General features: G+C 41.4%; 21 protein-coding genes, 1 tRNA gene and 1 other annotated feature (1 of these 23 cut by a window edge). Of the genes, 2 read left to right on the top strand and 20 right to left on the bottom strand.

Annotated features, from left to right (window positions below; genetic code table 11):
* Window positions 1–4 precede the first annotated feature (4 nt).
* The 10 genes from DWY37_RS02270 to galE all read right to left on the bottom strand — a co-directional run bounded on the left by DWY37_RS02270 (window position 5) and on the right by galE (window position 10,915).
* Window positions 5–955 (bottom strand): DHH family phosphoesterase, encoded by a 951-nt coding sequence (locus DWY37_RS02270; protein WP_118540635.1) that lies wholly within the window; start codon window positions 953–955, stop codon window positions 5–7.
* Window positions 956–990: 35 nt separating this feature from the next.
* Window positions 991–1,353 (bottom strand): 30S ribosome-binding factor RbfA, encoded by a 363-nt coding sequence (gene rbfA / locus DWY37_RS02275; RefSeq protein ID WP_022242577.1) that lies wholly within the window; start codon window positions 1,351–1,353, stop codon window positions 991–993.
* A gap of 23 nt (window positions 1,354–1,376) precedes the next feature.
* Window positions 1,377–4,298: a translation initiation factor IF-2 gene (gene infB / locus DWY37_RS02280; protein ID WP_118056742.1), complete on the bottom strand. Its 2,922-nt coding sequence runs from the start codon at window positions 4,296–4,298 to the stop codon at window positions 1,377–1,379.
* A gap of 15 nt (window positions 4,299–4,313) precedes the next feature.
* Window positions 4,314–4,631: a L7Ae/L30e/S12e/Gadd45 family ribosomal protein gene (locus tag DWY37_RS02285; protein WP_022242579.1), complete on the bottom strand. Its 318-nt coding sequence runs from the start codon at window positions 4,629–4,631 to the stop codon at window positions 4,314–4,316.
* Window positions 4,618–4,896 carry an RNase P modulator RnpM gene (gene rnpM / locus DWY37_RS02290; RefSeq protein WP_022242580.1) on the bottom strand — a complete coding sequence of 93 codons (279 nt, stop codon included), beginning with the start codon at window positions 4,894–4,896 and terminating at the stop codon, window positions 4,618–4,620. The genes DWY37_RS02285 and rnpM overlap by 14 nt, the downstream gene beginning before the upstream one ends.
* Complete coding sequence (gene nusA, locus DWY37_RS02295) at window positions 4,883–6,043, bottom strand: transcription termination factor NusA (protein WP_118540631.1); 1,161 nt, start codon at window positions 6,041–6,043, stop codon at window positions 4,883–4,885. The genes rnpM and nusA overlap by 14 nt, the downstream gene beginning before the upstream one ends.
* 51 nt (window positions 6,044–6,094) lie before the next feature.
* Complete coding sequence (gene rimP, locus DWY37_RS02300; RefSeq protein WP_022242582.1) at window positions 6,095–6,562, bottom strand: ribosome maturation factor RimP; 468 nt, start codon at window positions 6,560–6,562, stop codon at window positions 6,095–6,097.
* Between the two features lie 144 nt (window positions 6,563–6,706).
* Complete coding sequence (pulA, locus tag DWY37_RS02305; protein WP_118544380.1) at window positions 6,707–9,424, bottom strand: type I pullulanase; 2,718 nt, start codon at window positions 9,422–9,424, stop codon at window positions 6,707–6,709.
* 318 nt (window positions 9,425–9,742) lie between these two features.
* Window positions 9,743–9,814 (bottom strand) — tRNA-Glu (locus DWY37_RS02310).
* An 84-nt stretch (window positions 9,815–9,898) separates the two neighbouring features.
* A complete protein-coding gene (gene galE, locus DWY37_RS02315) occupies window positions 9,899–10,915 on the bottom strand; it encodes a UDP-glucose 4-epimerase GalE (RefSeq protein ID WP_022242586.1) in 1,017 nt (338 codons plus the stop codon).
* A gap of 184 nt (window positions 10,916–11,099) precedes the next feature.
* Here galE and DWY37_RS02320 point away from each other — a divergent pair, with 184 nt between their 5' ends.
* Window positions 11,100–11,942 (top strand): AraC family transcriptional regulator, encoded by an 843-nt coding sequence (locus DWY37_RS02320; protein WP_117697160.1) that lies wholly within the window; start codon window positions 11,100–11,102, stop codon window positions 11,940–11,942.
* Here DWY37_RS02320 and spoIVA read toward each other — a convergent pair.
* From spoIVA to DWY37_RS02365, 9 genes are all read right to left on the bottom strand, one after another.
* Entirely contained in the window at window positions 11,922–13,409 is a 1,488-nt protein-coding gene (spoIVA, locus tag DWY37_RS02325) for a stage IV sporulation protein A (RefSeq protein WP_117697158.1), read from the bottom strand. The two genes, DWY37_RS02320 and spoIVA, sit on opposite strands and share 21 nt — an antisense overlap.
* A 52-nt stretch (window positions 13,410–13,461) precedes the next feature.
* Window positions 13,462–14,391 carry a diacylglycerol/lipid kinase family protein gene (locus DWY37_RS02330; RefSeq protein WP_117697157.1) on the bottom strand — a complete coding sequence of 310 codons (930 nt, stop codon included), beginning with the start codon at window positions 14,389–14,391 and terminating at the stop codon, window positions 13,462–13,464.
* A gap of 1 nt (window position 14,392) precedes the next feature.
* Window positions 14,393–15,910 carry a 4-alpha-glucanotransferase gene (gene malQ, locus DWY37_RS02335; RefSeq protein WP_117697155.1) on the bottom strand — a complete coding sequence of 506 codons (1,518 nt, stop codon included), beginning with the start codon at window positions 15,908–15,910 and terminating at the stop codon, window positions 14,393–14,395.
* Window positions 15,911–15,935: 25 nt separating this feature from the next.
* A complete protein-coding gene (locus tag DWY37_RS02340; protein ID WP_117697153.1) occupies window positions 15,936–16,946 on the bottom strand; it encodes a LacI family DNA-binding transcriptional regulator in 1,011 nt (336 codons plus the stop codon).
* 54 nt (window positions 16,947–17,000) lie between these two features.
* Complete coding sequence (locus DWY37_RS02345; RefSeq protein ID WP_117840993.1) at window positions 17,001–17,885, bottom strand: carbohydrate ABC transporter permease; 885 nt, start codon at window positions 17,883–17,885, stop codon at window positions 17,001–17,003.
* Window positions 17,885–18,727: a carbohydrate ABC transporter permease gene (locus DWY37_RS02350; RefSeq protein WP_117697151.1), complete on the bottom strand. Its 843-nt coding sequence runs from the start codon at window positions 18,725–18,727 to the stop codon at window positions 17,885–17,887. Before DWY37_RS02350 ends, DWY37_RS02345 begins: the two co-directional genes overlap by 1 nt.
* An 87-nt stretch (window positions 18,728–18,814) precedes the next feature.
* Window positions 18,815–20,209: an ABC transporter substrate-binding protein gene (locus tag DWY37_RS02355; RefSeq protein WP_118540629.1), complete on the bottom strand. Its 1,395-nt coding sequence runs from the start codon at window positions 20,207–20,209 to the stop codon at window positions 18,815–18,817.
* A 230-nt stretch (window positions 20,210–20,439) separates the two neighbouring features.
* Window positions 20,440–20,850, bottom strand: a complete 411-nt coding sequence (locus DWY37_RS02360; protein WP_117697147.1) for a C-GCAxxG-C-C family protein — start codon at window positions 20,848–20,850, stop codon at window positions 20,440–20,442.
* A 90-nt stretch (window positions 20,851–20,940) separates the two neighbouring features.
* On the bottom strand, window positions 20,941–21,678 hold the full coding sequence (locus tag DWY37_RS02365; protein WP_117697145.1) for a class II aldolase/adducin family protein: 738 nt from the start codon (window positions 21,676–21,678) through the stop codon (window positions 20,941–20,943).
* A 228-nt stretch (window positions 21,679–21,906) separates the two neighbouring features.
* Between DWY37_RS02365 and DWY37_RS02370 the strand changes: the two genes are divergently transcribed.
* The gene (locus DWY37_RS02370) at window positions 21,907–23,181 is read left to right on the top strand and encodes a chloride channel protein (RefSeq protein ID WP_117697143.1); all 1,275 of its coding nucleotides are present in this window, start codon (window positions 21,907–21,909) and stop codon (window positions 23,179–23,181) included.
* A 171-nt stretch (window positions 23,182–23,352) separates the two neighbouring features.
* On the opposite strand, the gene DWY37_RS02375 is transcribed toward DWY37_RS02370, so the two are convergent.
* On the bottom strand, window positions 23,353–25,056 hold the full coding sequence (locus DWY37_RS02375) for a proline--tRNA ligase (protein WP_022242598.1): 1,704 nt from the start codon (window positions 25,054–25,056) through the stop codon (window positions 23,353–23,355).
* A 72-nt stretch (window positions 25,057–25,128) separates the two neighbouring features.
* Window positions 25,129–25,331 (bottom strand) — a binding site (T-box leader); it runs 25 nt beyond the window's last position.

The following is a 25,331-nucleotide window of genomic DNA, read 5'->3' on the forward strand; positions in this document are numbered from 1 at the left end:
CTGTCTATTTCAAAAGCTGTTTTTCAACGTCCTTTACGATTCCCTCAAGAATCTCTTTGGCATTGCCTTCTATGGTTGCTCCGGCTGCCCATATATGACCGCCTCCACCATAGGACATCATAATAACTGCCACATCTACCTTACCACTGGAACGCATGCTTGCTTTAAAGCTTCCATCCTCATTTTCGTAAAGAAAGATTGCAGCTTCCACATCTTTGGTAGCACGAAGCTGCTGTACGATTCCTTCTAAATGTTTCGGAAGAACCTGGTATTTTTCCATTTCTTCTTTGGTTACGATAGATGCAATGCATTTTCCATCTAAAAAGAGCTGGCTGTCCACCAATGCCTGACCCAAAATCCGGTTCTGCTCGTAAGTTTTCTCATAATAAGTCTTATCCACGATACGGCTGAAATCAATTCCCATTTCCATCAGCCTGCCGGCAATGTTCATGGTCTTTGCGGAAGTACAGGAATACTGGAACACACCGGTATCATGCACAATTCCCACATAAATACATTCTGCAATTTCCTTTGTAATCTTCTCTTCATCTATGAGTTCATATACAAGCTCACAGGTTGAACTTGCCTCCGGGAAAATGTAGTTTGCATCTGCAAAGCTCTGATTGCTGATATGATGGTCAACACAGAAGGTGCGTTTTGCTGCGTGAAAATATTTCACTGCATTTCCAAGTCGTTTCTCATCGCCGCAGTCCAATGCAATAAATAAATCGTATGGCTTTTTTTCTATATAAGAGCTGTCAATTTTATCTGCATTTGCAAGGAATTTGAAAATGTTTGGAATCGGTTCCAGATGGAGTTCCACTTCCATTTCCGGATGATATTTTCTGATATAGTTATATACTGCTAACGTGGAACCTACACAGTCTCCGTCAGGTTTTACATGACCGGCTATTGCTACACGCTTCACATCATAAAGCTGTTCCTCTAATTTCATTGGCAACACCTGCTCTCTTTCTCTTCGGATGAGGCTTAGGACTCTTCCTGTCCAATTACCTCATCAATTTTCTTTGACATGTTTACACCATACTCAATGGACTGATCCAGGATAAACCGAATCTCCGGAGTATTTCTTAAATTGATACTTTTTGCGAGGGCATGACGAATATACCCTTCTGCACTATTAAGACCTTTGATTGTATTATTCTGAGCTTCTTCGTCTCCGAATACACTGATATACGCCTTACAGGTTTTTAAATCCGGTGCCACTTCTACGGCAACCACGCTGGTCATCGGCGCAATACGCGGGTCTTTTACTTCACTCCGGATAATGTTGGAGAGTTCTCTTTGAACTTCTCCATTTATCCGCATATTTTTCATACTATTTTTTTGCATAATTTTCCTGTCCTTCTATCAGATTATCTGGCAACCTCTACCATCTTATATGCCTCTACCTGATCCAGTTCTGCAATATCATTAAATCCTTCGAATACAAGACCACACTCATATCCGGCTTTTACTTCCTTCACATCGTCCTTGAAACGTTTCAGGGAAGCAAGATTTCCTTCAAATATCTGTGTTCCCTCACGGGTAATACGGACTTTACATCCACGCTCAAAGTTACCATCCAATACATAAGAACCTGCAATGTTACCAACACCGGATGCTTTGAAAATCTGACGAACTTCTGCATGGCCGATTACTTTTTCTTCGTATACAGGATCTAACATTCCCTTCATAGCAGCTTCTACGTCTTCAATTGCGTTATAGATAACTTTATAAAGACGGATATCTACACCTTCATTTTCAGCAGTAACCTTTGCTGTAGGGTCCGGTCTTACGTTAAATCCAATGATAATTGCGTTAGATGCAGATGCTAAAGTAACATCAGATTCGTTGATTGCACCAACACCACCATGGATAATCTTAACCACAACTTCGTCGTTGGAAAGTTTTACAAGACTCTGTTTTACGGCTTCTACAGAACCCTGGACGTCTGCTTTAACGATGATATCCAGCTCTTTTACATCTCCGGACTGAATCTGTGAGAACAGGTCATCTAAAGACATTCTGGAACGGGTCTCCTCTAACAGTTTTGCCTTTCCTTCGGAAATATATGTCTCCGCAAAGTTTCTTGCATCTTTTTCACTGTCACATGCTACGAATGTTTCTCCTGCATCCGGTACACTGGAAAGTCCTAAAATCTCTACCGGCATGGATGGTCCAGCTTCTTTTACTCTTCTTCCCTTATCGTCAATCATGGCACGCACTTTACCATATGCACTACCACAGGCAATCGGCTCACCAACTGTAAGGGTTCCCTTCTGTACTAAAACAGTTGCTACAGCTCCTCTTCCTTTATCCAGCTGTGCCTCAATGATAACACCACGGGCTTTACGTTTTGGATTTGCCTTTAACTCGCTGACTTCTGCTGTTAATAATAACATTTCCAATAACTGGTCAATACCTTCGTGGGTATGAGCAGATACCGGTACAAAAATGGTGCTTCCACCCCAGTCTTCCGGAATCAGTTCGTATTCGGATAACTCCTGTTTTACTCGGTCGATATTGGCATTTGGCTTATCAATCTTATTGATTGCTACTACGATTTCAATTCCGGCTGCTTTAGCATGGTTAATTGCTTCTACAGTCTGCGGCATGACACCATCATCTGCTGCAACTACAAGAATTGCGATATCGGTAGATTTTGCTCCACGCAGACGCATTGCGGTAAATGCTTCATGTCCCGGTGTATCTAAGAAGGTAATCTTCTGTCCGTTGATACTTACCACATATGCTCCGATATGCTGTGTGATACCACCAGCCTCACGGTCTGTTACATGTGTATTACGGATTGCATCCAGAAGGGATGTTTTACCATGGTCAACGTGACCCATTACACAGACAACAGGTGGTCTTGGAACTAAATCTTCTTCTCTTTCTTCATCCTCTTTTAAGAGCTCTGCAATTACGTCTACCTTTTCTTCCGGCTCTGCAATACAGTTAAATTCCAGTGCAATTTCTTCTGCACTGTCATAGTCGATTTCCTGGTTTACGGTAACCATCTGTCCCTTCATAAAGAGCTTCTTGATGATTTCAGAAGCCTGAACCTTCATCTTATCTGCCAGTTCCTTAATCGTCATACGCTCCGGCAGGGATACGCTGCGGATGGTATCTTCTTCCTTTGGTTTCGGCTGTGCAGGACGTTTCTTCTTACCGCCGTTTTTCTCAAGATTTACATATCTTTCCTGTTTCTTGCTTCCTAACTTATCGTGCTCCTGCACCTGTTTCTTACGGGTATTGTCACGGTCACGGTTCTCACGGCTTTCTTTTCTTAAATCGTCCGGTCCTGCCTGGATTGCTTCTTTATTGAAACGGTTTAATTCCTGATCGAATCTTCCACCATTTCTTCCGCCTCTTCCATTTCTGTCGCCTTGTGGACGGTTATTATTGTATGGTCTGTCTCCCTGTGGGCGGTTATTGTTGTACGGTCTGTCTCCCTGCTGACGGTTGTTATTGTACGGTCTGTCTCCCTGCGGGCGGTTGTTATTATACGGTCTGTCTCCCTGCTGACGGTTATTATATGGTCTGTCCCCCTGCGGGCGGTTATTGTTGTACGGTCTGTCTCCCTGCTGACGGTTATTATACGGTCTGTCTCCCTGCGGGCGGTTGTTATTATACGGTCTGTCTCCCTGTGGACGGTTATTGTTGTATGGTCTGTCTCCCTGCTGACGGTTATTGTTAAAGTTTCTTGTCTCCGTCTTCTTCTCTTCTGTTTTCACTACCGGTTTCTCCTGAACAGTTTTTGTTTCCGTAGTCTTTACTTCTGCAGTTTTCGTTTCTGCTGGTTTTACTTCTGCAGCCTTAACTTCTGTTGCTTTTACCTCTGCCGGCTTAACTTCTGCAGTTTTTACTTCTGCAGGCTTTGGTGCTGCCGTTTTTGCAGGCTGAGCTGGTCTTGCAGCCGGTGCCGGCCTTCTTGCTTCTCCGGTCTTGGCATTGGTGTGATAAGCCTGACGTCTGCTTCCCGGATTGGTCTTGCTGTTCTGTGGGTTAAATACAGCAGAAATACTTGCTTTTTTCTTCGGTCGAGCCGGTGCCTCTGTTGATTTTGCCTCGCCTGCAGCTTTTGCTTCGCCTGCCGGCTTTGTCTCTGCTGCTGGCTTTGCTGCCGGTTTTGCTGCTCCTTTTACTTTAGAACGTACCAGTTTCTGTGCATCTTCATCTATACTATTGCTGGATGTCTTTACTTCATACTGGGTTCCTTTTAAGGAATCCAAAACATCCTGCGGCTTTATATTTAATTCTTTTGCGAGTTCATATACTCTGAGTTTTGACATATATAACTACCTCCGTTATTCAGTTGTTAACAGTTTCAATTGCTTTATGACGGCTTTGGCAAGACCTTCGTTGGTAACTGCCAATGATGCCCGAAATTCTTTTCCAATATGATGTCCGAGACTCTCCTTATCAGCATAAGCATAAAATGGCACTTCATAAAAGCTGCACATATCACGGAAATGTTTCTTCGTATTATCTGAAGCATCTCCTGCGACAATGACCAGATGAGCCTTTCCTTCTTTTACCGCTTTCTCTGTTGAAAATTCTCCGCTTGCAACATTTCCTGCCTTGGCAGAAAGTCCAAGCATGGATAACACCTTATCTTGTTTCAATATTCTGCATCTCCTTTTGCAACTCCTCATATATTTCTTCCGGAATCGCCATTTTCAAAGATCTTTCCAAGCCCTTTGTCTTTTTTGCTGCCAAAAAGCAATCCATATTCGGACAGATATATGCGCCTCTTCCATTCTTCCTTCCAGTGGAGTCCACTACAAGTTCATCTTCCGGCGTATGAATAATCCGAATCAGTTCTTTCTTGCTTTTCATTTCCTGGCATCCTACACATTTCCGCATAGGAATCTTCTTATTCGTTGCCATCTATGAACTCACCATCTCCTGCGTTTTCTTCTTCATAACCTTCCTCATAACCCTCTTCATACTCCTCATCATAGTCCTCGTAATCATTTTCATAATCCATGAATTCACCGGACTCTCTTGCCTGTGTCTCACTCTTGATATCAATCTTGAATCCGGTCAGTCTTGCAGCAAGTCTTGCATTCTGTCCTTCTTTACCGATAGCAAGGGATAACTGATAATCCGGAACAACAACCTTTGCGCTCTTCTCTTCGCCATCTGCGATTACGGAAATAACTTTTGCTGGGCTTAATGCGTTCTCGATTAACATAGCAGGATTCTCATTCCAGTTAATGATATCAATTTTCTCACCGCGTAATTCACTTACGATAGCATTTACCCTGGCTCCGTTCATACCTACACATGCTCCTACCGGATCTACATCAGGGTCATTGGAGTAAACAGCAATCTTTGTTCTGCTTCCTGCTTCACGGGCAATACTCTTAATCTCTACAATACCATCTTTTACTTCAGTAACTTCTGCTTCAAACAGACGTTTTACTAATTCCGGATGAGTTCTTGAAACCATAATCTTAGGTCCCTTTGGTGTAGATTTTACTTCCAGGATATATACCTTGATACGTTCGGTCGGTTTGAATACTTCACCCTTTACCTGCTCATTTTCAGTAAGAATGGCATCTGCTTTACCAAGATTAATGGAAATATTTTTTCCAACATATCTCTGTACAATTCCGGTTACAACGTCTTTTTCCATGCTATAATATTCGCTGTAAATTGCTTTTCTTTCTTCCTCACGAATCTTCTGTAAAATTACGTTCTTTGCATTCTGTGTTGCAATACGTCCAAATTCTTTGGATTTAACTTCTACATTTACCACATCACCAAGATTGTACTTAGAATCAATCATGCGTGCATTTGCAAGGCTGATTTCTGTTACATCATCTTCTACTTTTTCCACTACGGTCTTCTCAGCAAGCACATGGAACTCGCATGTTTCCGGGTCAATATTTACTTTAATATTATCTGCCTTTCCAAAATGGTTTTTGCATGCAGTCAGCAGAGAATTCTCAATTGCCTCAAGTAAAGTCTCTTTGCTGATATTTTTTTCCTGCTCCAGTATTGTCAATGCTTCCAACAACTCGTTATTCATTTCTTTATCCTCCTATATACTTATTTTCTAAGTTGTATGCTATGTTAATGATTAAAAATCGATGGCAAGACGGATTAATGCAATATCCTTCTTATCAAATACCTTCTGTCCATAAGATTCGTCTTCAATTGTTACGGTATTCTCATCATATGCACTTAAGACTCCACAAAATTCCTTTTCATGATCTATGGCACGATACAGACGTATCTCCACTTCTTTTCCCATAGAACGGACATAGTCCTTTTCTTTCTTCAACGGTCTGCCAAGTCCCGGCGAACTCACTTCAAAAATATAAGAGTCTTCCACATAATCTTCCCGATCCAGAATCTCATTCATTTCCCGTGCTACCATTTCACAGTCATTGACGGTAATTCCGCCTTCCTTATCAATGTAAGCCCGTAAGTACCAGTCGGAACCTTCCTTGACATATTCCACATCTACCAGTTCAAAATGATACTTATCAACGATTGGCTGAATGAAGCTTTCTGTCTTCTGTTCATAAATTTCTTTTCTGGACATGTAACCACCTTTCCATCTGCTTAAATTTTGTTCTAAACATGAATTGAGAGTGGACGCAACGCCCACTCTCAAAGCCTAAATCATCATGTACTGTATTATTATAGCACTATTTTCTTAAATTGCAAGATTTTATTTCCAAATTATCTACTTTCTGCCGGCTTTTCCTGCCTTTTTCTGTGACCAGACAGAACATGCTCCAATCACTACGGCAACCAGAATTGCAAATACATATGCCATCCATGCTGGTAATGTTTCTGCAGATACTACTGCTGTGCTGCCGTTTCCATCACCTTTTACTAAAATCAATGCAGAAACCGGAGCTACTTCTGCTGTTCCAGAAATTGTTTCAATCGTATCTGTTCCTGCTAAGGTATCATTAATGCATACATTCCAGTTTCCTTCCGGAAGAGTTACTTCTTTTTTCTCATTATTGGCATTGAAGATCACATACATTCCATCTGCTGTCTCTCCGTCAACATCACCAGTAATTGCAAACGCTACTACATTATCATCTAAATCTTCTACCGGAGTCACATGTGCTTTTACATCCTCTGCATTGTCAAGGCGAAGCACCGGATGTGCCTTACGGAATGCAATCAGTCCTTTATAATACTGGTAAACATTCTGATACTGTTCATCTTCCAGATTGCTCCATTTTAAGCTGTTTACTGAATCTGGTGAGGCATAGCTGTTTTCATCAAGACCACCATCTGCTTTCACTTTGCTTCTTAAGAATTCTTCTCCTGCCTGCATAAACGGAACACCCTCTGCCGTCATATAAATGGCTGCTGCAAGATTGTTCATGCGGATTCGCTCCTCCACGGAAGCTTCCGGAGTAGAACGGATAATACGATCCATCAGGGAAAGATTATCGTGACAGGATGCGTAGTTAATGGACTGGGAAGGTGTAGTACACCATTCCGGTGATAATCCCATAAAGCATTTTTGTAAGGTCTTCTCTTTGCCATTTGCTCCGGATACAAAACCTTTTTCTGTAGTTGAAAATGTATTTCCTTTTAACAAATCTCTTAAAGTATCACTGAAAAAAGCCATTTCCGGTACTTCCGTGGAATTGGTCTGTGTTGTCATGGAATATCCTTCTTTGGTAAGGCTTGTCTGCATCGACCATCCTTCTCCGTAGAAGATAACATCCGGGTGGTCTTTGTGCACTTCCTCGATTACCTCGTTCATGGTTTCCGTATCCAAAAGTCCTACCAGGTCAAAACGGAAGCCATCAATATGATATTCATCTGCCCAGTATTTCACAGAGTCCACAATATATTTCTTCACCATGGAACGCTCGGATGCTGTGTCATTTCCACAGCCGGAACCATTAGAATAAGTCCCATTATCATTTACTCTTGAGAAATACTCCGGCACAATTACGTTAAAACAGAATTCTCCTGCATTGTATACATGATTGTAAACCACGTCCATAACGACACTGATATCATTATCATGTAACGTCTTTACCATTTCTTTAGCTTCTTTCACCCGGACTTCTCCATGATATGGATCCGTGGAATAAGAGCCTTCCGGTACGTTGTAGTTGACCGGATCATATCCCCAGTTAAACTGTGGTGTATCCAGCTTTGTTTCATCTACGGAACCATAATCATAAAACGGAAGTAAATGTAAATGTGTGATTCCCAAATCCTTGATATGGTCAAGTCCGGTCGGAACACCATTTTCAGTTGTGGTTCCGGTCTCTGTCAGTCCTAAATATTTTCCAACGTTTTCAATTCCGGAACTGGAATCTGAAGAGACGTCACGGATATGCATTTCATAAATAACAGCATCATTAATACCCTCTCCGGCATGTGGGTTACTGTCACTGTCCCACCCTTCCGGATTGGTGGATTCCAAATCAATTATCATGGCACGTTTTCCGTTGACACCTGTGGTTCTTGCATATGGGTCATTGGCTTCTTTTTCCTCACCATTAATGGTAACGGTATAAGTATAATAGGTACCATTTAAATCTCCATCCTTTGATGCCACCCAGGTTCCGTTTATATCTGCAGTCATTGGAATGGATTCGATTAAATCATCGGTTCCTTCTGTTCCTGATTCATAGAGATTTACAGAAACAGCCTGTGCGGTTGGTGCCCAGAGACGGAACGCTGTGCTGTCTTTTGTCCAGGTTGCACCAAGGTCATCTCCGTCATAAGTATATTCTTCTTCAAATTCTTTGGTGGAATATACGCTCGGCATCACTACTTTATATTCAGTTCCTTCGTATGTAATCTGATAGCTCTTATAAGCATCTAATGGTTCTTCCACAACTACCTGATATACGAAATCATCATCTTGTGTTACTTCTTTGATAGTAACCGCCACACCATCGGCACTCTTAATGGAAAATGCCTGCATCAGATCCCCTTCAATTGCTCCGGTCATCTGAACGGTTACCGCGCTTTCCCCATCATATTTGGCTCCGGATAATTTAGTTCCGGTTACAGCATCATCACCATATTCTTTGGTATATCCTTTCACACCGGACTCCACATAAATATCCACAGTGCCGGATACCATCTCGGAAATATCAATAAACTGGTCTTCATCAACATCCTTGGTCCAGTCTGCTGTACGCACAATAAATCCAACAGAGGTTGTACCCGGTGTTACTTCCATGGTTGCCACATGGTCACCATCTTCCTCTGCCAGTTCATAAGCTGCACCATCCGCACCTTCTCCCCACATCCAGACATCCCATCCATCGTAATTGTCGTCTGCTCTGTGGTAATGCAGCTTAATCAAAAGTTCGTCAGCCTTTACCATTGCCGCATCTGAGACTACTGAAAAAACAGTCATCATGATAAGCAGCAATGCCATCCCCAATGCTTTTCCTCTTCTCTTCATGTCACCCTCCATCATACATTTGTTAGATTTGCTTATTTTTTCCTTGTTTATTACCGGAAACATAGTAAATTATAACATAATATATGCTGATTTGGAAGAGATATTTTCGTAAATTTTAGTTAATTATTGCAATTCGAATTTTTACGCAAAATAGTATAAACACACTTTGCGAGTTTCTCGAGTTATCGCAGTGCTTGCCAAATCTGCATGCAAGCATGCGATTTTTCTCGCTACTCGCGTAAATAAAAAATGCTGTAAAACCATTATCTGGCTTTCAGCATCTTCTATGGGTTGGGCTATTAAATTATTAATAGTGAGCAGTTCATAGGGGAATCGAACCCCTGTTTCCGCCGTGAGAGGGCGGCGTCTTAACCGCTTGACCAATGAACCGGACAAGTGATACTATAACACGACGCCCTCTAAATTGCAAGCACTTTTTTTAATTTTTTTGCAATTTTTTTCTTCAGCTTCTTTCTAGTCCTCATATCCATTTGGATTATTCTTCTGCCATCTCCAGGAATCGGCACACATTTCACGAATGCCAAACTCTGCTTTCCAGCCAAGCTCCCGCTCTGCCTTTGAAGGGTCGCAATAACAGGTCGCAATGTCGCCGGCACGACGTGGCTTAATGGAATAAGGAATCTTTACGCCTGTTGCTTCTTCAAAATTCTTTACAATATCAAGTACACTATAACCATGTCCGGTACCAAGATTGTAAATACTTAATCCGGCATTTTCCTCAATCTTCTTTAATGCCTTTACATGTCCCTTTGCCAGGTCTACTACATGAATGTAGTCTCTTACCCCGGTTCCGTCCGGTGTATCATAATCATTTCCAAATACGCCAAGCTCTTTTAACTTTCCAACTGCCACCTGGGTAATATATGGCATCAGATTGTTCGGAATTCCATTCGGGTTTTCTCCCATAGTCCCGCTCTGATGTGCTCCGATTGGGTTAAAATATCTTAATAAGATAACATTCCATTCCGGATCAGCTTTCTGCATATCCATAAGAATCTGCTCTAACATGGATTTCGTCCAGCCATATGGATTGGTACACTGTCCCTTCGGGCATTCCTCTGTGATTGGAATCTGTGCCGGATCACCATATACGGTCGCGGAGGAAGAAAAGATAATATTCTTGCAGCCGTGCTGGCGCATCACATCTACTAATGTCAATGTTCCTGCAATGTTGTTATTATAATATTCCCATGGCTTTACCACAGATTCTCCAACTGCTTTTAATCCTGCAAAATGAATGCAGCAGTCAATCTTCTCTTTTTCCATGATTTCATTTAAGATATCACGGTCTAATATATCTCCACGGTAAAATGTAACTTCTTTTCCAGTAAGCGCTTTTACACGCTCTAATGATTTTTCGCTGGCATTGGATAAATTATCCAGCACTACTACGTCATAGCCTGCCTGCTGTAATTCCACGCAGGTATGACTTCCGATATAACCTGCTCCACCTGTAACTAAAATAGACATATTCTCCACTCCTTTGTACTAAAATATGTATTTTCGTGTTCCTTACAAATAAGAGTATACCTTATATTCCTGTATTTGAACAGTATCTATTGTATAAACAATATGTATTTTTGTTGCATCTGCAAAGGACAGCCTCTATAATATATCTATAATCTATCTGCAAATTCCAGAAGGGAGGCATACGATGGACCCAAAATATAAGAATTCTTATAAAGTAAATAAAAAAGAACTGGTTTCCCTTTCCGTCTATAATGTCGGTTTCCAGAAATGTGAACCTCTTTACCAGTGGGGACCGGGAATCCGTGACCATTATCTGATTCATCACATTCTATCCGGCAAAGGATATTATTCTGTTGGTGGTAAAGTTTATGCCCTTTCCACCGGAGATACCTTCCTTGTCTACCCTCAGACCGAAATCACCTATTATGCAGACGAAAAAGACCCGTGGGAATATGCCTGGGTAGGCTTTAATGGCAGTGACGCTGCCATTATTTTGAATGCCACAGATTTTTCCAGGGATTTTCCACTGATTCACCAGACGCCGCTTTCCGAATCCATCCGGGAACACCTTCTCGGTATCTATGAAGCCCGCGGAAATGATTTCATGGATTCTGTAGAAATGACCGGACGACTCTATCAGACGCTGGCTCTTTTTATGAAACATGCCAGCAATAATGAACAGTATAACAGTTCCAGCAACTATGTCCAGAAAGGAATTGCCTATATTTCCGCCAACTATTCCTATCCGATCCGCGTAGATGATATTGCTGATTATGTAGGCGTAAGCCGGAGCCATCTGTACCGCTCTTTTGAAACCATACTGGGTCAGTCTCCGAAAAATTATCTGACCCAGTTTCGTTTAAAACAGGCATGCTATCTCTTAGAACACTCCAGCCTATCCATTACTGCTGTAGCTAATTCCGTAGGCTTTGACAATGGGCTGCATTTTTCCAAGACGTTCCACAAGCTGAAAGGAATATCGCCCCGGGATTACCGGCTTGCATCCTTAAATAATAATACAGACTAATCCGCCATTATTATCATTTACAACCTTCTGCATGGTATCCTGCAGCTTCATCTGGCTTTCATCATCCATCATGCCAATCTTGCTGCGGATACCGTCTTCCATCAGTTCTCCAATGGATTTTCCAAAAATGCTGGTTCCCCAGACTCCATCTTCTGTGCTCTGTCCCTCTTTGATATAATGAATCAGGTCGTTTGCCTGCTCTTCACTTCCTACAATCGGTGCAATCTCCGTTTCAATATTTGCCCGGATCATATGAACAGACGGTGCTACTGCCTTAATTTTTACGCCGAATTTATTACCATGTTTAATCAGCACCGGATCATCCATTTTAATATCTGAAAGCTTCGGACTCACCACTCCATATCCTTTCATTTCTACCGATTGTACCGCATCCGCTACTTTCTCATATTCCTTACGTTTCTCAGAAAGCTCCTTTATCATGGAAATAAGCTGGTATTCCCCGGTCACTTCTGTTCCAGTCAGTTCACTGATATTTTCATAATAATACTGATCTGCAATATCCAGCCGGATATCTGCTGTGCCATTTTCCAGATTCACCGCCTGCATCATCATATTGGAAATGTAATCTCCCTCCGGAGCCATCTTGTAATCCATCAAATCTTTTATCAGTGTTACTTCCGACAGCATTTTTCCAGCATTTGCAACCACATTTTCTTTGATTGGATGACTCATTTCCAACATTTCTACCCATTTCGGAAGAAAGAAATTCATCTTCACCACCGGGAATTCATAGAGGATACCCTTCAGCACTGCATAGACATCTTCTTTTCGAAGCTGCTCACAATTCAGTGGAAATACACTGACTTCATATTTTTCTTCTAATTCTTTTGCCAGTTGTGCCGTTTCCTCGCTGTATGGTTTTACGGAATTCAGTACCATAACAAAGGGTTTTCCGATTCTCCGCAGCTCTTTTATGGTTTCTTCCTCACCTTTCACATAATTCTCCCGCGGGATATCTGTGAAACTGCCATCTGCAGTTACTACAATTCCAATGGTTGCATGGTCATTAATAACCTTTCTGGTCCCGACCTCTGCTGCCTTTGTAAAAGGAATTTCCTCTTCAAACCAAGGCGTCTTTACCATTCGCTCCACGCCATTTTCCAGATGTCCGGTGGCACCCTCTACCATATAACCCACACAGTCAATCAACCTCACTTTTACTTCGGTATCTTCGCCAAGCCGGATTTTTGCAGCATCTTTTGGAATAAACTTCGGCTCTGTTGTCATAATGGTTTTCCCCTGGGCCGCCTGTGGCATTTCATCCACCGCACGCTGGCGGCTGTTTTCATCCTCCATAAACGGAAGTACCATCAGCTCCATGAAACGTTTGATAAAAGATGACTTTCCGGTCCGCACAGCTCCAATCACACCTATGTAAATTTCCCCATTTGTCCTTGCACTGATATCTTTATACATATCGTAAGTGCCTGTATTAAAATTTTCCATATAAATTCCTCCTGCCTATACTGTTATATGTATATGCAGGAGGAAGTCACCATTATAACAAAATATTCAGTTTTCCTGAAAGACATCTAAACTCTGCGTGTGTCACATCCCCGCAATATTCTCCGTCAGCATGCAATACCATTGGCTTTTCCAAATCCACGCTGAATTTTCTGCAGTTATGGATATCAAAGCACTTAAATCCTGTATGTTTTCCCTTTACCAGAAATGGCAACAGGAAAAAGGTGCGCCACCTTGCCACTCCATAGCCACAGCAGACCGAAAATTCTCCATCCGTAGCCACGGCCTCCGGAGCCATCGGCACTCCACCGCCTTCACAATACTGATTCATTCCAGCAATAAAAATCATCCGGGGAATCGGCTCTTCCACTTCATCGTCAAATACTATCTTCGCCTCTGCTGTCGGCATGGTAAACAGGGATTTTATCGTAAGACAGACGTAGGTTAATGAACCAAGTCCCAGTTTATTTAATGCTTTCTTTAATCCGGAATGCAGTGCCTGTTTACATACATCCGCATCCAGTCCAAGACCGGAACTAATTGCAAAAATCTTCTGTTCCTTCTGTCCTTCTTCCACCCAGCTGACGCAGCCTAAGTCAATCGGCGTTGTCTCTTCCGCCTGAAGTATCCGCTCTAAATTTTCTGTAGGTGTTCCATTGATTTTCATACCTCTTGCGAAATCATTCCCAGAGCCGGTCGGTATGTAGCCAAACCGGATTTTTTCAAAATCATGCATCCCGTTCAGTACTTCATTTAACGTACCATCACCACCGACCACAATAAGATACACTTTTTCTCTATCAATATCACATACACGGTCTGCAAGCTTCTTCGCATGACCCTCATACTCTGTAAAATGTGCTTTATACCTTATTTCATGCTCCAGAAGGTAATTCTGCAGTTCCTCCCAGACCCGTTTGGACCTGCCGCCTCCCGAGGTATTGTTTACTATAAAATGATACATTTTATTCTGCTGTTTCTAAAGCTTCCAGCTCTTCTTTTGTTTTTCTCTTTCTACAGTAGATTTCCATATTTTTGCAGACTTTCTTTGCAAGTGCCGAAGTAATCTGTCCATCTACTGCACGCCATTTCCAGTTCATGCCAAGTGTAGATGGTGTATTCATACGTCCTTCACTGCCAATTCCAAGAATATCCTGCATCGGAACAATAGCCATATCACCAACACAGCCCCATACTGCTTTCATGGTGCCCCAGTTATATCCTTCTTCTTTGTTTAATCTTAAATATTCTTTGGCATATTTAACGCTTTCCTTTGGAGCCGTCTTAAACCATCCCATAATGGTATCATTATCATGAGTTCCAGTATAAACAACACAATTCTTTTGATATGTATGTGGAAGGTAATCACTCTCTTCTCTGCTGTCAAAAGCAAACTGGATTAACTTCATTCCAGGGAAACCGGTATCCTTTAACAACTGTTTTACGGACGGTGTTAAATAACCCAGATCTTCTACAATAATATTTAATCTGCCAAGTTTCTTTTCCAGAGCATTGAACAGGTCCATACCAGGACCTTCTCTCCACTCTCCATTTCTTGCTGTCTTATCCTTTGCAGGAATTGCGTAATATGAATCAAAACCTCTGAAGTGGTCAATACGAACAACATCATACAATTCAGACATTGCTTTGATACGTTTTGTCCACCAGGTATAACCATCCTTCTTCATTGTATCCCAACGGAATAACGGGTTACCCCATAACTGTCCATCATCAGAGAACGCATCTGGAGGACATCCGGATACATCAATTGGATCCAGGTTCTCATCTAAATAGAACTGTCCCGGATTTGCCCATACATCTGCGCTGTCACCAGCAACATAAATAGGTACATCACCGATAATCTGAATGCCTTTTTCATTAGCATATGCTTTCAGCTCTGTCCACTGTTTGAAGAACAGATACTGCAGCATTTTCCAGAATTCAACATCATCTGCAAATTCTTCTTTCGCATTTTCAATTGCTGATGGTTTGCGGAGTTTTAAATCTTTCTTCCATTCAAACCATGCAACCCCGCCATTTGCATCCTTCAATGCCATAAACAGTGCATAGTCCTCTAACCAGTCACTGTTTTTCTCACAAAAGTCCGCAAAATCATCCGGTAATGCTTTTTTAAAGCGCTGATATGCTTTTTTCAATAAAGGAAAACGGTTTTCATAAAGTGTTCCATACTCTACAAATTCCGGATTTTCTCCCCATTCATAGCTTAAACATTCCTTTTTTGTCAGTAACTTATCCTTACAAAGATAATCTAAGTCAATAAAATATGGATTCCCCGCAAAGCTTGAAAATGACTGATACGGAGAATCTCCATAACTGGTTGGGCATATCGGTAATATCTGCCAGTAAGTCTGTCCTGCTTTATCCAAAAAGTCTACAAATTTTCTGGCTTCCTTTCCCATTGTACCAATTCCGTATGGTGACGGAAGTGAAGATATATGCATTAATATCCCACTTGTTCTCATAATTAAATTCCTCCTGCAAACTAGATTATTTTCCTATCTCACGAACACTTTCCCCCAGTGCAAGTTCAAAAGGTATTATCTCATGTACTGCCTTGGTTTTCAAGTCAATTGTACGAAATAGTATTTCAAGACTGCGTTGTGCCATCGTCTGGTACCGCTGTCTTATAGTGGTCAGCTTTGGATTATAGTAATCCGCCATTGGTATTCCGTCAAACCCCACAACGGAAATATCATCCGGTACCAACAGGCCTCTGTCTCGTATCGCACGAATTGCTCCAATTGCCATGACATCACTCATCGCAAATATAGCAGTCACATCCTTTGCCTTCTCCAAAAGTTTTTCCGTAGCCCGATATGCACTTCCAAAGTCAAATCTTGCTTTCACAAAATATTTATCGTAATCAAATATTCTTCCCTTTTCACCAAAGCATTTCTCGCACCCGATATAACGCTGTTCACTGACATAAGAAGAACTTAAATTTCCTCCAATTACCCCAATATGAACATGCCCCTGATTCACCAGATAATTCATGGCACATTTCGCCGCTTCCACATCATCTGTTGCTACACTGGACAGGTTCGGAAAGCCAAGATCTTTTCCTGCAGTAGACACTAATACCGATGGAACTTTTACTTCATGAAACTTTTCCCTGAAAAATGCAGGATTACCTCCGAGGAATAAAATCCCCAGAGGTTTTCTTTCACGACACTGAATAATTGCCTGTTCTACTTCATTTTCTTCTTCATCCAGATATATCATATTCAATGTATAACTGGTCTTATTTACAATCGTCTGAATTTCTTCTGCTATCCCTGAAAAAACCATATTTGACGTACCTTTTACCAGTACGCAGATGGTTTTAGAGGCAATCTGTTTCAAATGCTTCGCATTTCCATTTGGAACAAAATTGTGTTCTGCAACAATCCGCCGAATCTTCTTTTCTGCTTCCGGACTCACATCATCCCTGTTATTCAGAACCCTCGACACAGTACTTACTGAATACCCGGATTCTTTTGCAATATCTTTTATTGTCATGTTTTGTCCTGCCTTTACACTATATCTATAGCGAAATACTTATTATATAAATGCTTAACCTTTTACAGCTCCTGCAACAACGCCTTCGATAATATATTTCTGACAGATTCCATAGAAAATGATAATTGGAAGAATTGCCAGTACCAGCATAGCCATCATTGCACCCCAGTCGATAGAGCCATATCCACCTTTCAAATACTGAATTGCAATCGGAATCGTTTTCCATTTTCTGATATCGAGTACCAGATATGGAAGAAGGTAGTCATTCCAAATCCACATTACCTGAAGAATTGCAACTGTAATTGCCGTAGGCTTTAAAATCGGAAATACAACCTGGAAATATGTCTGAATCGGACTGCATCCATCAATCATTGCTGCTTCTTCGATTTCAAGCGGGATACTCTTTACAAAGCCGGTAAACATGAATACCGCAAGTCCTGCTCCAAATCCAAGATATACTAAAATGATTCCAACCGGATTTCCAAGATGTAACATATTGGACAGCTTGGATAATGTAAACATTACCATCTGGAAAGGTACAATCATGGAAAACAGGCAAAGGCAATATAAACCTTTTGAAAACTTATCATTCACGCGGATGATATACCATGCACACATAGATGTGCAGAGAATAATTACCGCAACAGAACATACTGTGATAAATAATGATGTTCCAAACGCATTAAAGAAGTTAATCTTGCGGATACCTTCTGCATAGTTGGTTAATCCAACAAATGCCTTCTGTACTCCGGCAACAAATCTGTCCCATCCGTCAGTCATTTTAAACGGTCCTAACTGGAACGGGAATCGGTTAATATATGCCTTTAATTTAAAGGAGTTCATAAATACGATTACAATTGGAAGTACCCACAGTACACTTAAAATAGTAAATATAATGGTAAAAATCCAGCCATGTTTTGCTTTTCTTACATTACTCATTACTGCTGCACCTCCTTACGTCTGGTCAGATAGTTCTGTCCAAGTGCAATTATTGCTACCAGAATAAAGAATACAACTGCTTTTGCCTGACCAACGCCTTCCCATCCGTTTCTACCATAGAAAGTATCATAGATGTTCAATGCTAAAAGCTGTGATCTCTTTGCAGGTTCACCTGCTGTCAATGCTAAGTTCTGGTCGAATAATTTAAATCCGTTGGTCAGTGTTAAAAATGTACATACGGTAATAGATGGCATTACCATCGGTAAGGTTACATTTTTAAGTACCTGCCAGGAAGTTGCCCCGTCGATTTCTGCAGCTTCAATCAAATCTCCAGGAATATTCTGGATACCTGCGATATAGATAATCATCATATAACCTATCTGCTGCCAGCACATCAGGATAATCATACCCCAGAAACCATATTTTTCATTATATACCAATGTTCTGCTGTAATTTGCGAGAATACCATTGAAAATCAACTGCCAGATATATCCTAATACAATACCACCAATCAGGTTCGGCATGAAGAAAATGGTACGGAACGCATTTGTTCCTCTAATACCCTTTGTTAAAAGCATCGCAATTACGAATGCAAAAAAGTTAATGGCAAGCACGGAAACAATTGTAAAGAGTGCTGTATACCATAATGAGTGAACAAATGTCTCATCTCCAAAGATTTTGGTATAGTTAGATAGTCCTACAAACTTTGCATCCGTAACAGTTGTGAATTTACAAAAAGAAAGATAGATACCCATAGCAAAAGGAATTATAAAACCAATTGTAAATGCAACTAACGTTGGAAGTGCAAAAAGAGGAAAATATTTTTTAATTGATTTGTTCATAATATTTTTCCTTTCCCTTTTATAAAGGGCAGGCGATATCCGCCCGCCCTTTTAGTCACATATTGTTCTGTTTATATGTGATAAGTCTTACTCGTTTGCTGCTGCGTACTCAGAAGCCCAGCCATCAACGAATGCTGTTACAACATCATCCCAGGAACCTGTTCCAGCAGCATAAGCTGTTAATGCAGAACCTACGCCATCTTTCCAAGCCTCAGAAGGCATTGTTGTAAAGCACCAAGCTACAGAAGTCTTACCATCTGCAATGTACTGGTTAGCTGCATCCATGAATGCATTGCTTGCCTGATATCCATCATCAAATGTATCAAATGGTGTTGTGAAGCCCATCTGGTTAGCAACAACGTCACGTCCTGTGTCACTTGTAATAACCCAGTTCAAGAAATCTTCTGTTGCTTTGATGTTTTCTTCAGAAGCATTAGCATTAATACACCAGTAGTTCTCAGATCCTGTACAAAGTCCCTGATCCTCTTCACCCTCAGCTCCGATGTAGATAGGCATCATTCCAAGGTCATCATCTGTTAATACACCAGCATTGATAATATCATTGTATGCCCATGTACCATTCTGATAGAATACAGCTTCGCCTAAGCCAAATTCAGCTGTTGCATCATCACCAGTCTTGCTTGCTAACATAGAGCCTTCGCAAGTAGAATCTGTTGTGTATAAATCCCAGATCTGTTTGTAGTTATCAAGGTAAGTTCCTTTGATAGCATCTGTAGATCCGATTCCATCTGCTTTGTATTCATAGTAGATTGGAAGGTTTGCTAAATGGGTTTTGAATCTCCAGTCAGAAGATGAATCCATACCAGCTGAAGTAAATGCACCCTTAAGGTCATATTCAGGGCCAGCTGCTTCACTTACTTCTGCAAGTCTTGACTGAATATCATCTGCTACTTCTTTTAATTTTGCGAAGCTGTTGATTTCATCGATAGAAGTAACTTTAGCTCCGTCCATTCCGCAATATGCGTTTAATACAGTTTTGTTGTAAATAAGACCATAAGTCTCAAGTACATATGCAATACCTTTTACTTCGTCTCCATCTTTCAGTACAAAGTCATCACTCTTAACATGTGAATAAACATCTGTTCCTGATAAGTCTGCACAGTAATCTTTCCATGTTGCAAGACCAACCGGTCCGTTTACCTGGAAAAGTGTAGGTGCATCAGATTTAGCCATCTCAGACTTTAAAGTCTCTTCATATGTACCAGATGCTGCTGTAACAACTTCAACTGGAACACCAGTCTCATCTGTGTAAGCTTTTGCAAGATCCTGCCACTGCTGATCCTGTTCTGGTTTGAAGTTCAAGTAGTAAACAGAACCACTTGCTGCTTCTTTGTTGTCATCTGTCTTCTCTGTTCCTGCTGCATTATTGTCAGCTGTTTTCTTGTCGTCGCTTCCACATCCAGCAACCATAGCTGCTGTCATAGATACAACTAACATGAGAGATACTAATTTTCTTTTCATAGTACATCCTCCTAAAATATAATATGCTGTCCTTCCTGAAAACCTCTTCCCCAATCTGTATTCCGACTCGTCTGAAATCTGGTTGGTTACGTTCTCGGTAACGTTTTCAGTGGATGTATATAATATAACCCCATTACTCAAAAATAGCAATGGGGTTTTTAACATTTTGTACACTTATATAATTTTAGCATTCTGTTTTTGTGCACTTTTACCATAAAATTGTGTTTTTTCTATGAAAACAAGTGCTCTGCTATACGGACTGCATCTTCAATACAGCCATCGCAGCTCCGCAAAATCTTTCCGGTTTCAATTCCTTTTAATTCTTTACAGATATGAGAGCCGTTTTTTTCATCAAATGCTGCTGTCAGTCCCTTTACTGTCTGATATGTTCTGCCTTTGGTCATGCCCTTTTCAATTGCTCCCGAGCTTCCCAGTGCTCCTGCAATCATATACATGCCGGTTACTGCTCCACAGGTTCCCTGCATATCTGCCATTCCTGCGCCGAATCCTTCGGACAGACGGAATAAAGTTTCCTCGTCAATTCCAAGCTTATCACTGTAACTGCATAATACTGCCTGCGCACAGTTATAACCACTGTGATGTTTTTCTTCTGCTAATTTTACTCTTTCTTCTATTGTCATCTTCTAATCTCCTTTTTCTGTTTCCCGCTATTCTCTGTAATAACTTTTTCTGGCTTATAAAATGCTGCCTTCTGCCAAACGTTTTCTTTTCTATCCATCTGGCAAAAGATTTTTCCTGCGGATACACTCACGACAGCTTTCAAATAATAATTTCTTACTGCCACAGACTGTTTCCGGATTCTTCATTCCTGCCTTTTCCCGCATCAGACACAATTTGTGTACCGTATCTGCATCCAGCTCCCGGTCCATTTCCATCATTTTACTCTGGTAAAGAAGTCTTGCATATAATTCTACCGACTCCATCCGGTAATAAGCTTCCGTCAAGTCCTTTCCATAAGTCAGTGCCCCATGATGCGCTAAGAGCAACGCATCAAAATAGTCAAGATATGGTGCAATGGCATCCGGTATTTCCTGCGTAGACGGCAGCCCATATTCTGCTACCGGCACACAGCCAAGACTTACAATGGATTCTGATATGATTGCACGATTTAATGCCTGACCGCCAATCGCAAAGGTTGTGGCATATGGCGGATGCGCATGTACAACTGCTCTTACATCCGGACGTTTTTCATATACTTTCAAATGCATTTTCATTTCAGAAGACGGGCGGAACCCATCCTGACAGGATAAGACTTCTCCCTGCAGATTTATCTTACATAAACATTCTTCCGTCATATATCCTTTAGATATTCCGGTTGGCGTACACAAAATTTCATTCTCTGATATACGCACAGAAAGATTACCATCATTGGCAGCTACCATTCCACTCTGATAAATTCTTTTTCCAATCTCTATCATCTGTCGGCGTATCCTGATTTCTGATTCCATCTTTCTTCCTCCATTGCCTGTAATTTCCAGATTTTATAGAAAGCCTTCACTTATTATAGTCACCCCGGTTATTTTTTGCAAATAAAATTCTCTTCATTTATCTCTTCATTCATCTTGTAAATTTATTTCCAGAATGCTACTATTTCTTATAGAATATATATTTTTCAAAAAATACAAACAATTTCTGCTTATAATATTTACTTTATATAAAAAAGGAGTTACTACATCATGAACGAACCAGTTACCAAAGAACTTGTGATACATAAAATCAAACACAATCTGCGCCGTCTGCGTACCGCCATAAAATGGATTATTTTTTCTATTCTGTCCGGTCTTCTCATCGGTATGGTGGGAATTGCCTTTTACTTTGGCATGACATGGGTCACCGATACAAGAACTGCTTATCCATGGCTCATCTTCTTTCTTCCGCTGGGTGGAATCGTGATTGTACTGCTCTATCATCTTCTCCATGATGAAAAGGATACCGGAACCAACCTGGTGCTTTCCGCCATCCACTCTGGGGATGAAATTCCACTGCGTATGGCTCCGCTTATTTTTATCTCCACCTTAATCACACACCTCTTTGGTGGTTCTGCCGGCCGGGAAGGTGCAGCACTTCAGCTTGGCGGAAGCATCGGAAATTCTCTCGGAAGACTTTTCCGTTTTGATGAAAAAGATAAACATATTATGATTATGTGCGGCATGAGTGCTGCTTTTTCCGCCTTATTCGGAACACCGATGGCTGCCGCTATTTTTCCGCTGGAAGTAGTCAGTGTCGGCATCATGCACTATTCTGCATTAGTGCCATGCGTTATCTCTGCTTTAGTAGCACATGGTCTGGCATTACACTTTCAGATTGCGCCGCCGTCCTTTGCTATTTCAGACATTCCGGAATTCGGAATTTCTTCTGCAGTTACCGTAACGATTCTTGCCGTTTTATGTGCATTGGTCAGTATCCTGTTCTGTATTTCCTTACATTACAGTGAAACCATTTACCGTAAATTTATCAAAAATCCTTACCTTCGTGCTGCGGCAGGCGGCTGCATCATTATTCTCCTCACCCTTCTGGCAGGTAATCAGGATTACAACGGAACCGGCGTTAATATTATTTCCAAATGCTTTGACGGCACAGTGGCACCGGAAGCTTTTCTTTTAAAAATTATTTTTACTGCCCTGACTCTTGGTGCCGGCTTCAAAGGTGGCGAAATTGTTCCTACTTTCTTTATCGGTGCAAGCTTCGGCTGTCTCTTTGGAACGTTAACCGGTTTCTCCCCAACCTTATGTGCCGCCATCGGTATGGCCGCCATTTTCTGTGGTGTCACCAACAGCCCGATTACTTCTTTGCTGATCAGCTTTGAAATGTTCGGCTTTGCTGCAATGCCGTTCCTGCTTCTTGCGATTGCATTCAGTTATATGCTCTCCGGCTATTACGGACTGTACCGCAGCCAGAAGATTATGTATTCAAAATTTAAGACAAGCTATATTAATAAACAGACGCACTAACTACGAGAAACACGCTTTGCGAGTTTCTCGAGTTATCGCGGTGCTTGCCAAATCTGCATGCAGGCATGCGATTTTTCTCGCTGCTCGCATAAAAAGAACTTCTGCTGATTGTTTTCCAACCGGCAGGAGTTCTTCTCATATCATTCACAATATGCTATTTTTAATCTCTTCTTATAAGTATTTCTGAATCTCTTCAAATACGTTTTCTACCGGAACTTGTTCCTTTAAGGTCTTATCACGGGATGTCACTTCTACGATTCCCTGCTTCATATTTCTAGGGCTTACGATAACACGAAGTGGAATCCCAAGAAGGTCTGCATCTGCAAACATAACGCCGGCACTTACGGTACGGTCATCATAGATAACTTCAATACCGGCATTCTGCATTTTCTCATATAAATCATCAGCAAAAGCCTTTACTTCTTCATTGTCCGGTCTTACTGCACAAAGGTGGACCTGCCATGGAGCAATTTCCTTTGGCCAGATTGGGCCATACTCATCATGATGGGCTTCACATACAGCAGCAGCAAGTCTTCCGACACCGATTCCATAGCAGCCCATGATTGGAGTCTGTCTCTCACCATCTTTATCTACATAAGTCATCTTCATGGACTTGGTATATTTGGTTCCGAGCTGGAAGATATTTCCCACTTCAATACCTTTAGAAATACGGACGGTCTTCTTACCACATTTCGGGCAGATTCCGCCTTCGTATACCTTAGCAAAATCATGATATTCTGCGTCTTTTACATCACGCTCCATATCAAGTCCTTTGAAGTGGTATTCCTCTTCATTTGCTCCGCAGGATAAGTTATTTCTTCCTTCCAGAGACTTATCATATAAAACCACATGAGGTGCATTGATATGTAAGCCAACTGGTCCGATATAGCCTGCATTTAATCCGCATTCTTCTGTAATAACAGCAGCATGAATCTGATCACCAAGATAATTAACAAGCTTGGTCTCATTGATTTCCAGATCGCCACGGATAAATACAACCACATAGCTGTCATCTGAATTTTTCTGATAAACAACTGCTTTACAGGAGTTGTTTGTCTTATCGCCAAAGAATTCACAGATATCTTCAATTGTATGGATATTTGGTGTATGAACCTTTTCCAGTTCTGCTGATTCTGCGGCTCTTGGAATATCAGAAATATTTTCTGCAGCTTCCATATTTGCTTTGTATCCACAATCATCACAAAGTACAATGGAATCTTCTCCAATCGGAGTAAGAAGCATGAACTCATGGGAAAGGCTTCCGCCCATCATACCGGAATCAGATGCAACGGATACCACTTCCGGAATACCGGCTCTTTCAAAAATACGCTCATATGCCTTGTGTACTCTCTGATAATACTGCTCCAAATCTTCCTGGCTGGTATGGAAGGAATATGCATCCTTCATGGTAAACTCTCTTACACGGATTAATCCGGCACGAGGTCTTGCTTCATCACGGAATTTGGTCTGAATCTGATAAATCATAAAAGGATATTTGGTATAGCTCTGTGCATACTCACGAACCAGCTGCACGGCTGCTTCTTCGTGGGTCATGCCAAGTACCATCTTTGCACCGTTTCTGTCTGTAAAACGAAGCAGCTCGTCTCCGATGCTTTCATATCTTCCGGATTCTTCCCAGATAGATGCAGGCATAACAACCGGGAACTGTACTTCCTGTCCGTCTACCTTGTCCATCTCTTCACGAAGAATCTGCTCAATCTTACGTGTAATTCTCTTTAATGGCAGGAATGAAGAATAGATACCATTTGCCACATATTTGATGTATCCACCTTTTACCATAAGTGCATGACTGTCAATCACACAATCTGCCGGTCTCTCTTTAAACCGGTCACCAACTAATTTTTCCAGTTTCATTTTCTTATCTCCTTTTTCTATTCTTGCAACTCATCTGCTTAAAGCAATATAAAAGCCCTAAGCTATGATTTAGCTTAGGGCGAATGTTTCATCCGTGGTACCACCTAAATTCAGGACTGCTCCTGCACTCCGGCACATCTTCTTATGCCTTCTCTCTGTAACGGGAGAACCCGACATACCTTCACTTCTGCTTGGATATGCAGCTCCAAGACTGGTTCATCATCTTCCGCCAAAAACTCTCACCTGCCGTTTTCTCTCTGAAGGCTTCCAATGAT

The organism is Roseburia sp. AF25-13LB (assembly GCF_003478915.1).
GTDB classification, from domain to species: domain Bacteria; phylum Bacillota; class Clostridia; order Lachnospirales; family Lachnospiraceae; genus Roseburia_C; species Roseburia_C amylophila.

Excerpts from the sequence above, each read along its gene's own strand:
- nusA (WP_118540631.1), bottom strand. The coding sequence starts at position 6,043 with ATGAATAACGAGTTGTTGGAAGCATTGACAATACTGGAGCAGGAAAAA.
- DWY37_RS02375 (WP_022242598.1), bottom strand. The coding sequence starts at position 25,056 with ATGAAACTGGAAAAATTAGTTGGTGACCGGTTTAAAGAGAGACCGGCA.
- rbfA (WP_022242577.1), bottom strand. The coding sequence starts at position 1,353 with ATGCAAAAAAATAGTATGAAAAATATGCGGATAAATGGAGAAGTTCAA.
- pulA (WP_118544380.1), bottom strand. The coding sequence starts at position 9,424 with ATGAAGAGAAGAGGAAAAGCATTGGGGATGGCATTGCTGCTTATCATG.
- DWY37_RS02365 (WP_117697145.1), bottom strand. The coding sequence starts at position 21,678 with ATGGAATCAGAAATCAGGATACGCCGACAGATGATAGAGATTGGAAAA.
- DWY37_RS02340 (WP_117697153.1), bottom strand. The coding sequence starts at position 16,946 with ATGACAATAAAAGATATTGCAAAAGAATCCGGGTATTCAGTAAGTACT.
- DWY37_RS02350 (WP_117697151.1), bottom strand. The coding sequence starts at position 18,727 with ATGAACAAATCAATTAAAAAATATTTTCCTCTTTTTGCACTTCCAACG.
- DWY37_RS02345 (WP_117840993.1), bottom strand. The coding sequence starts at position 17,885 with ATGAGTAATGTAAGAAAAGCAAAACATGGCTGGATTTTTACCATTATA.
- spoIVA (WP_117697158.1), bottom strand. The coding sequence starts at position 13,409 with ATGGAAAATTTTAATACAGGCACTTACGATATGTATAAAGATATCAGT.
- malQ (WP_117697155.1), bottom strand. The coding sequence starts at position 15,910 with ATGAGAACAAGTGGGATATTAATGCATATATCTTCACTTCCGTCACCA.
- DWY37_RS02370 (WP_117697143.1), top strand. The coding sequence starts at position 21,907 with ATGAACGAACCAGTTACCAAAGAACTTGTGATACATAAAATCAAACAC.
- galE (WP_022242586.1), bottom strand. The coding sequence starts at position 10,915 with ATGTCTATTTTAGTTACAGGTGGAGCAGGTTATATCGGAAGTCATACC.
- DWY37_RS02320 (WP_117697160.1), top strand. The coding sequence starts at position 11,100 with ATGGACCCAAAATATAAGAATTCTTATAAAGTAAATAAAAAAGAACTG.
- DWY37_RS02355 (WP_118540629.1), bottom strand. The coding sequence starts at position 20,209 with ATGAAAAGAAAATTAGTATCTCTCATGTTAGTTGTATCTATGACAGCA.
- DWY37_RS02270 (WP_118540635.1), bottom strand. The coding sequence starts at position 955 with ATGAAATTAGAGGAACAGCTTTATGATGTGAAGCGTGTAGCAATAGCC.
- DWY37_RS02330 (WP_117697157.1), bottom strand. The coding sequence starts at position 14,391 with ATGTATCATTTTATAGTAAACAATACCTCGGGAGGCGGCAGGTCCAAA.
- infB (WP_118056742.1), bottom strand. The coding sequence starts at position 4,298 with ATGTCAAAACTCAGAGTATATGAACTCGCAAAAGAATTAAATATAAAG.
- rimP (WP_022242582.1), bottom strand. The coding sequence starts at position 6,562 with ATGTCCAGAAAAGAAATTTATGAACAGAAGACAGAAAGCTTCATTCAG.
- rnpM (WP_022242580.1), bottom strand. The coding sequence starts at position 4,896 with ATGGCAACGAATAAGAAGATTCCTATGCGGAAATGTGTAGGATGCCAG.
- DWY37_RS02360 (WP_117697147.1), bottom strand. The coding sequence starts at position 20,850 with ATGACAATAGAAGAAAGAGTAAAATTAGCAGAAGAAAAACATCACAGT.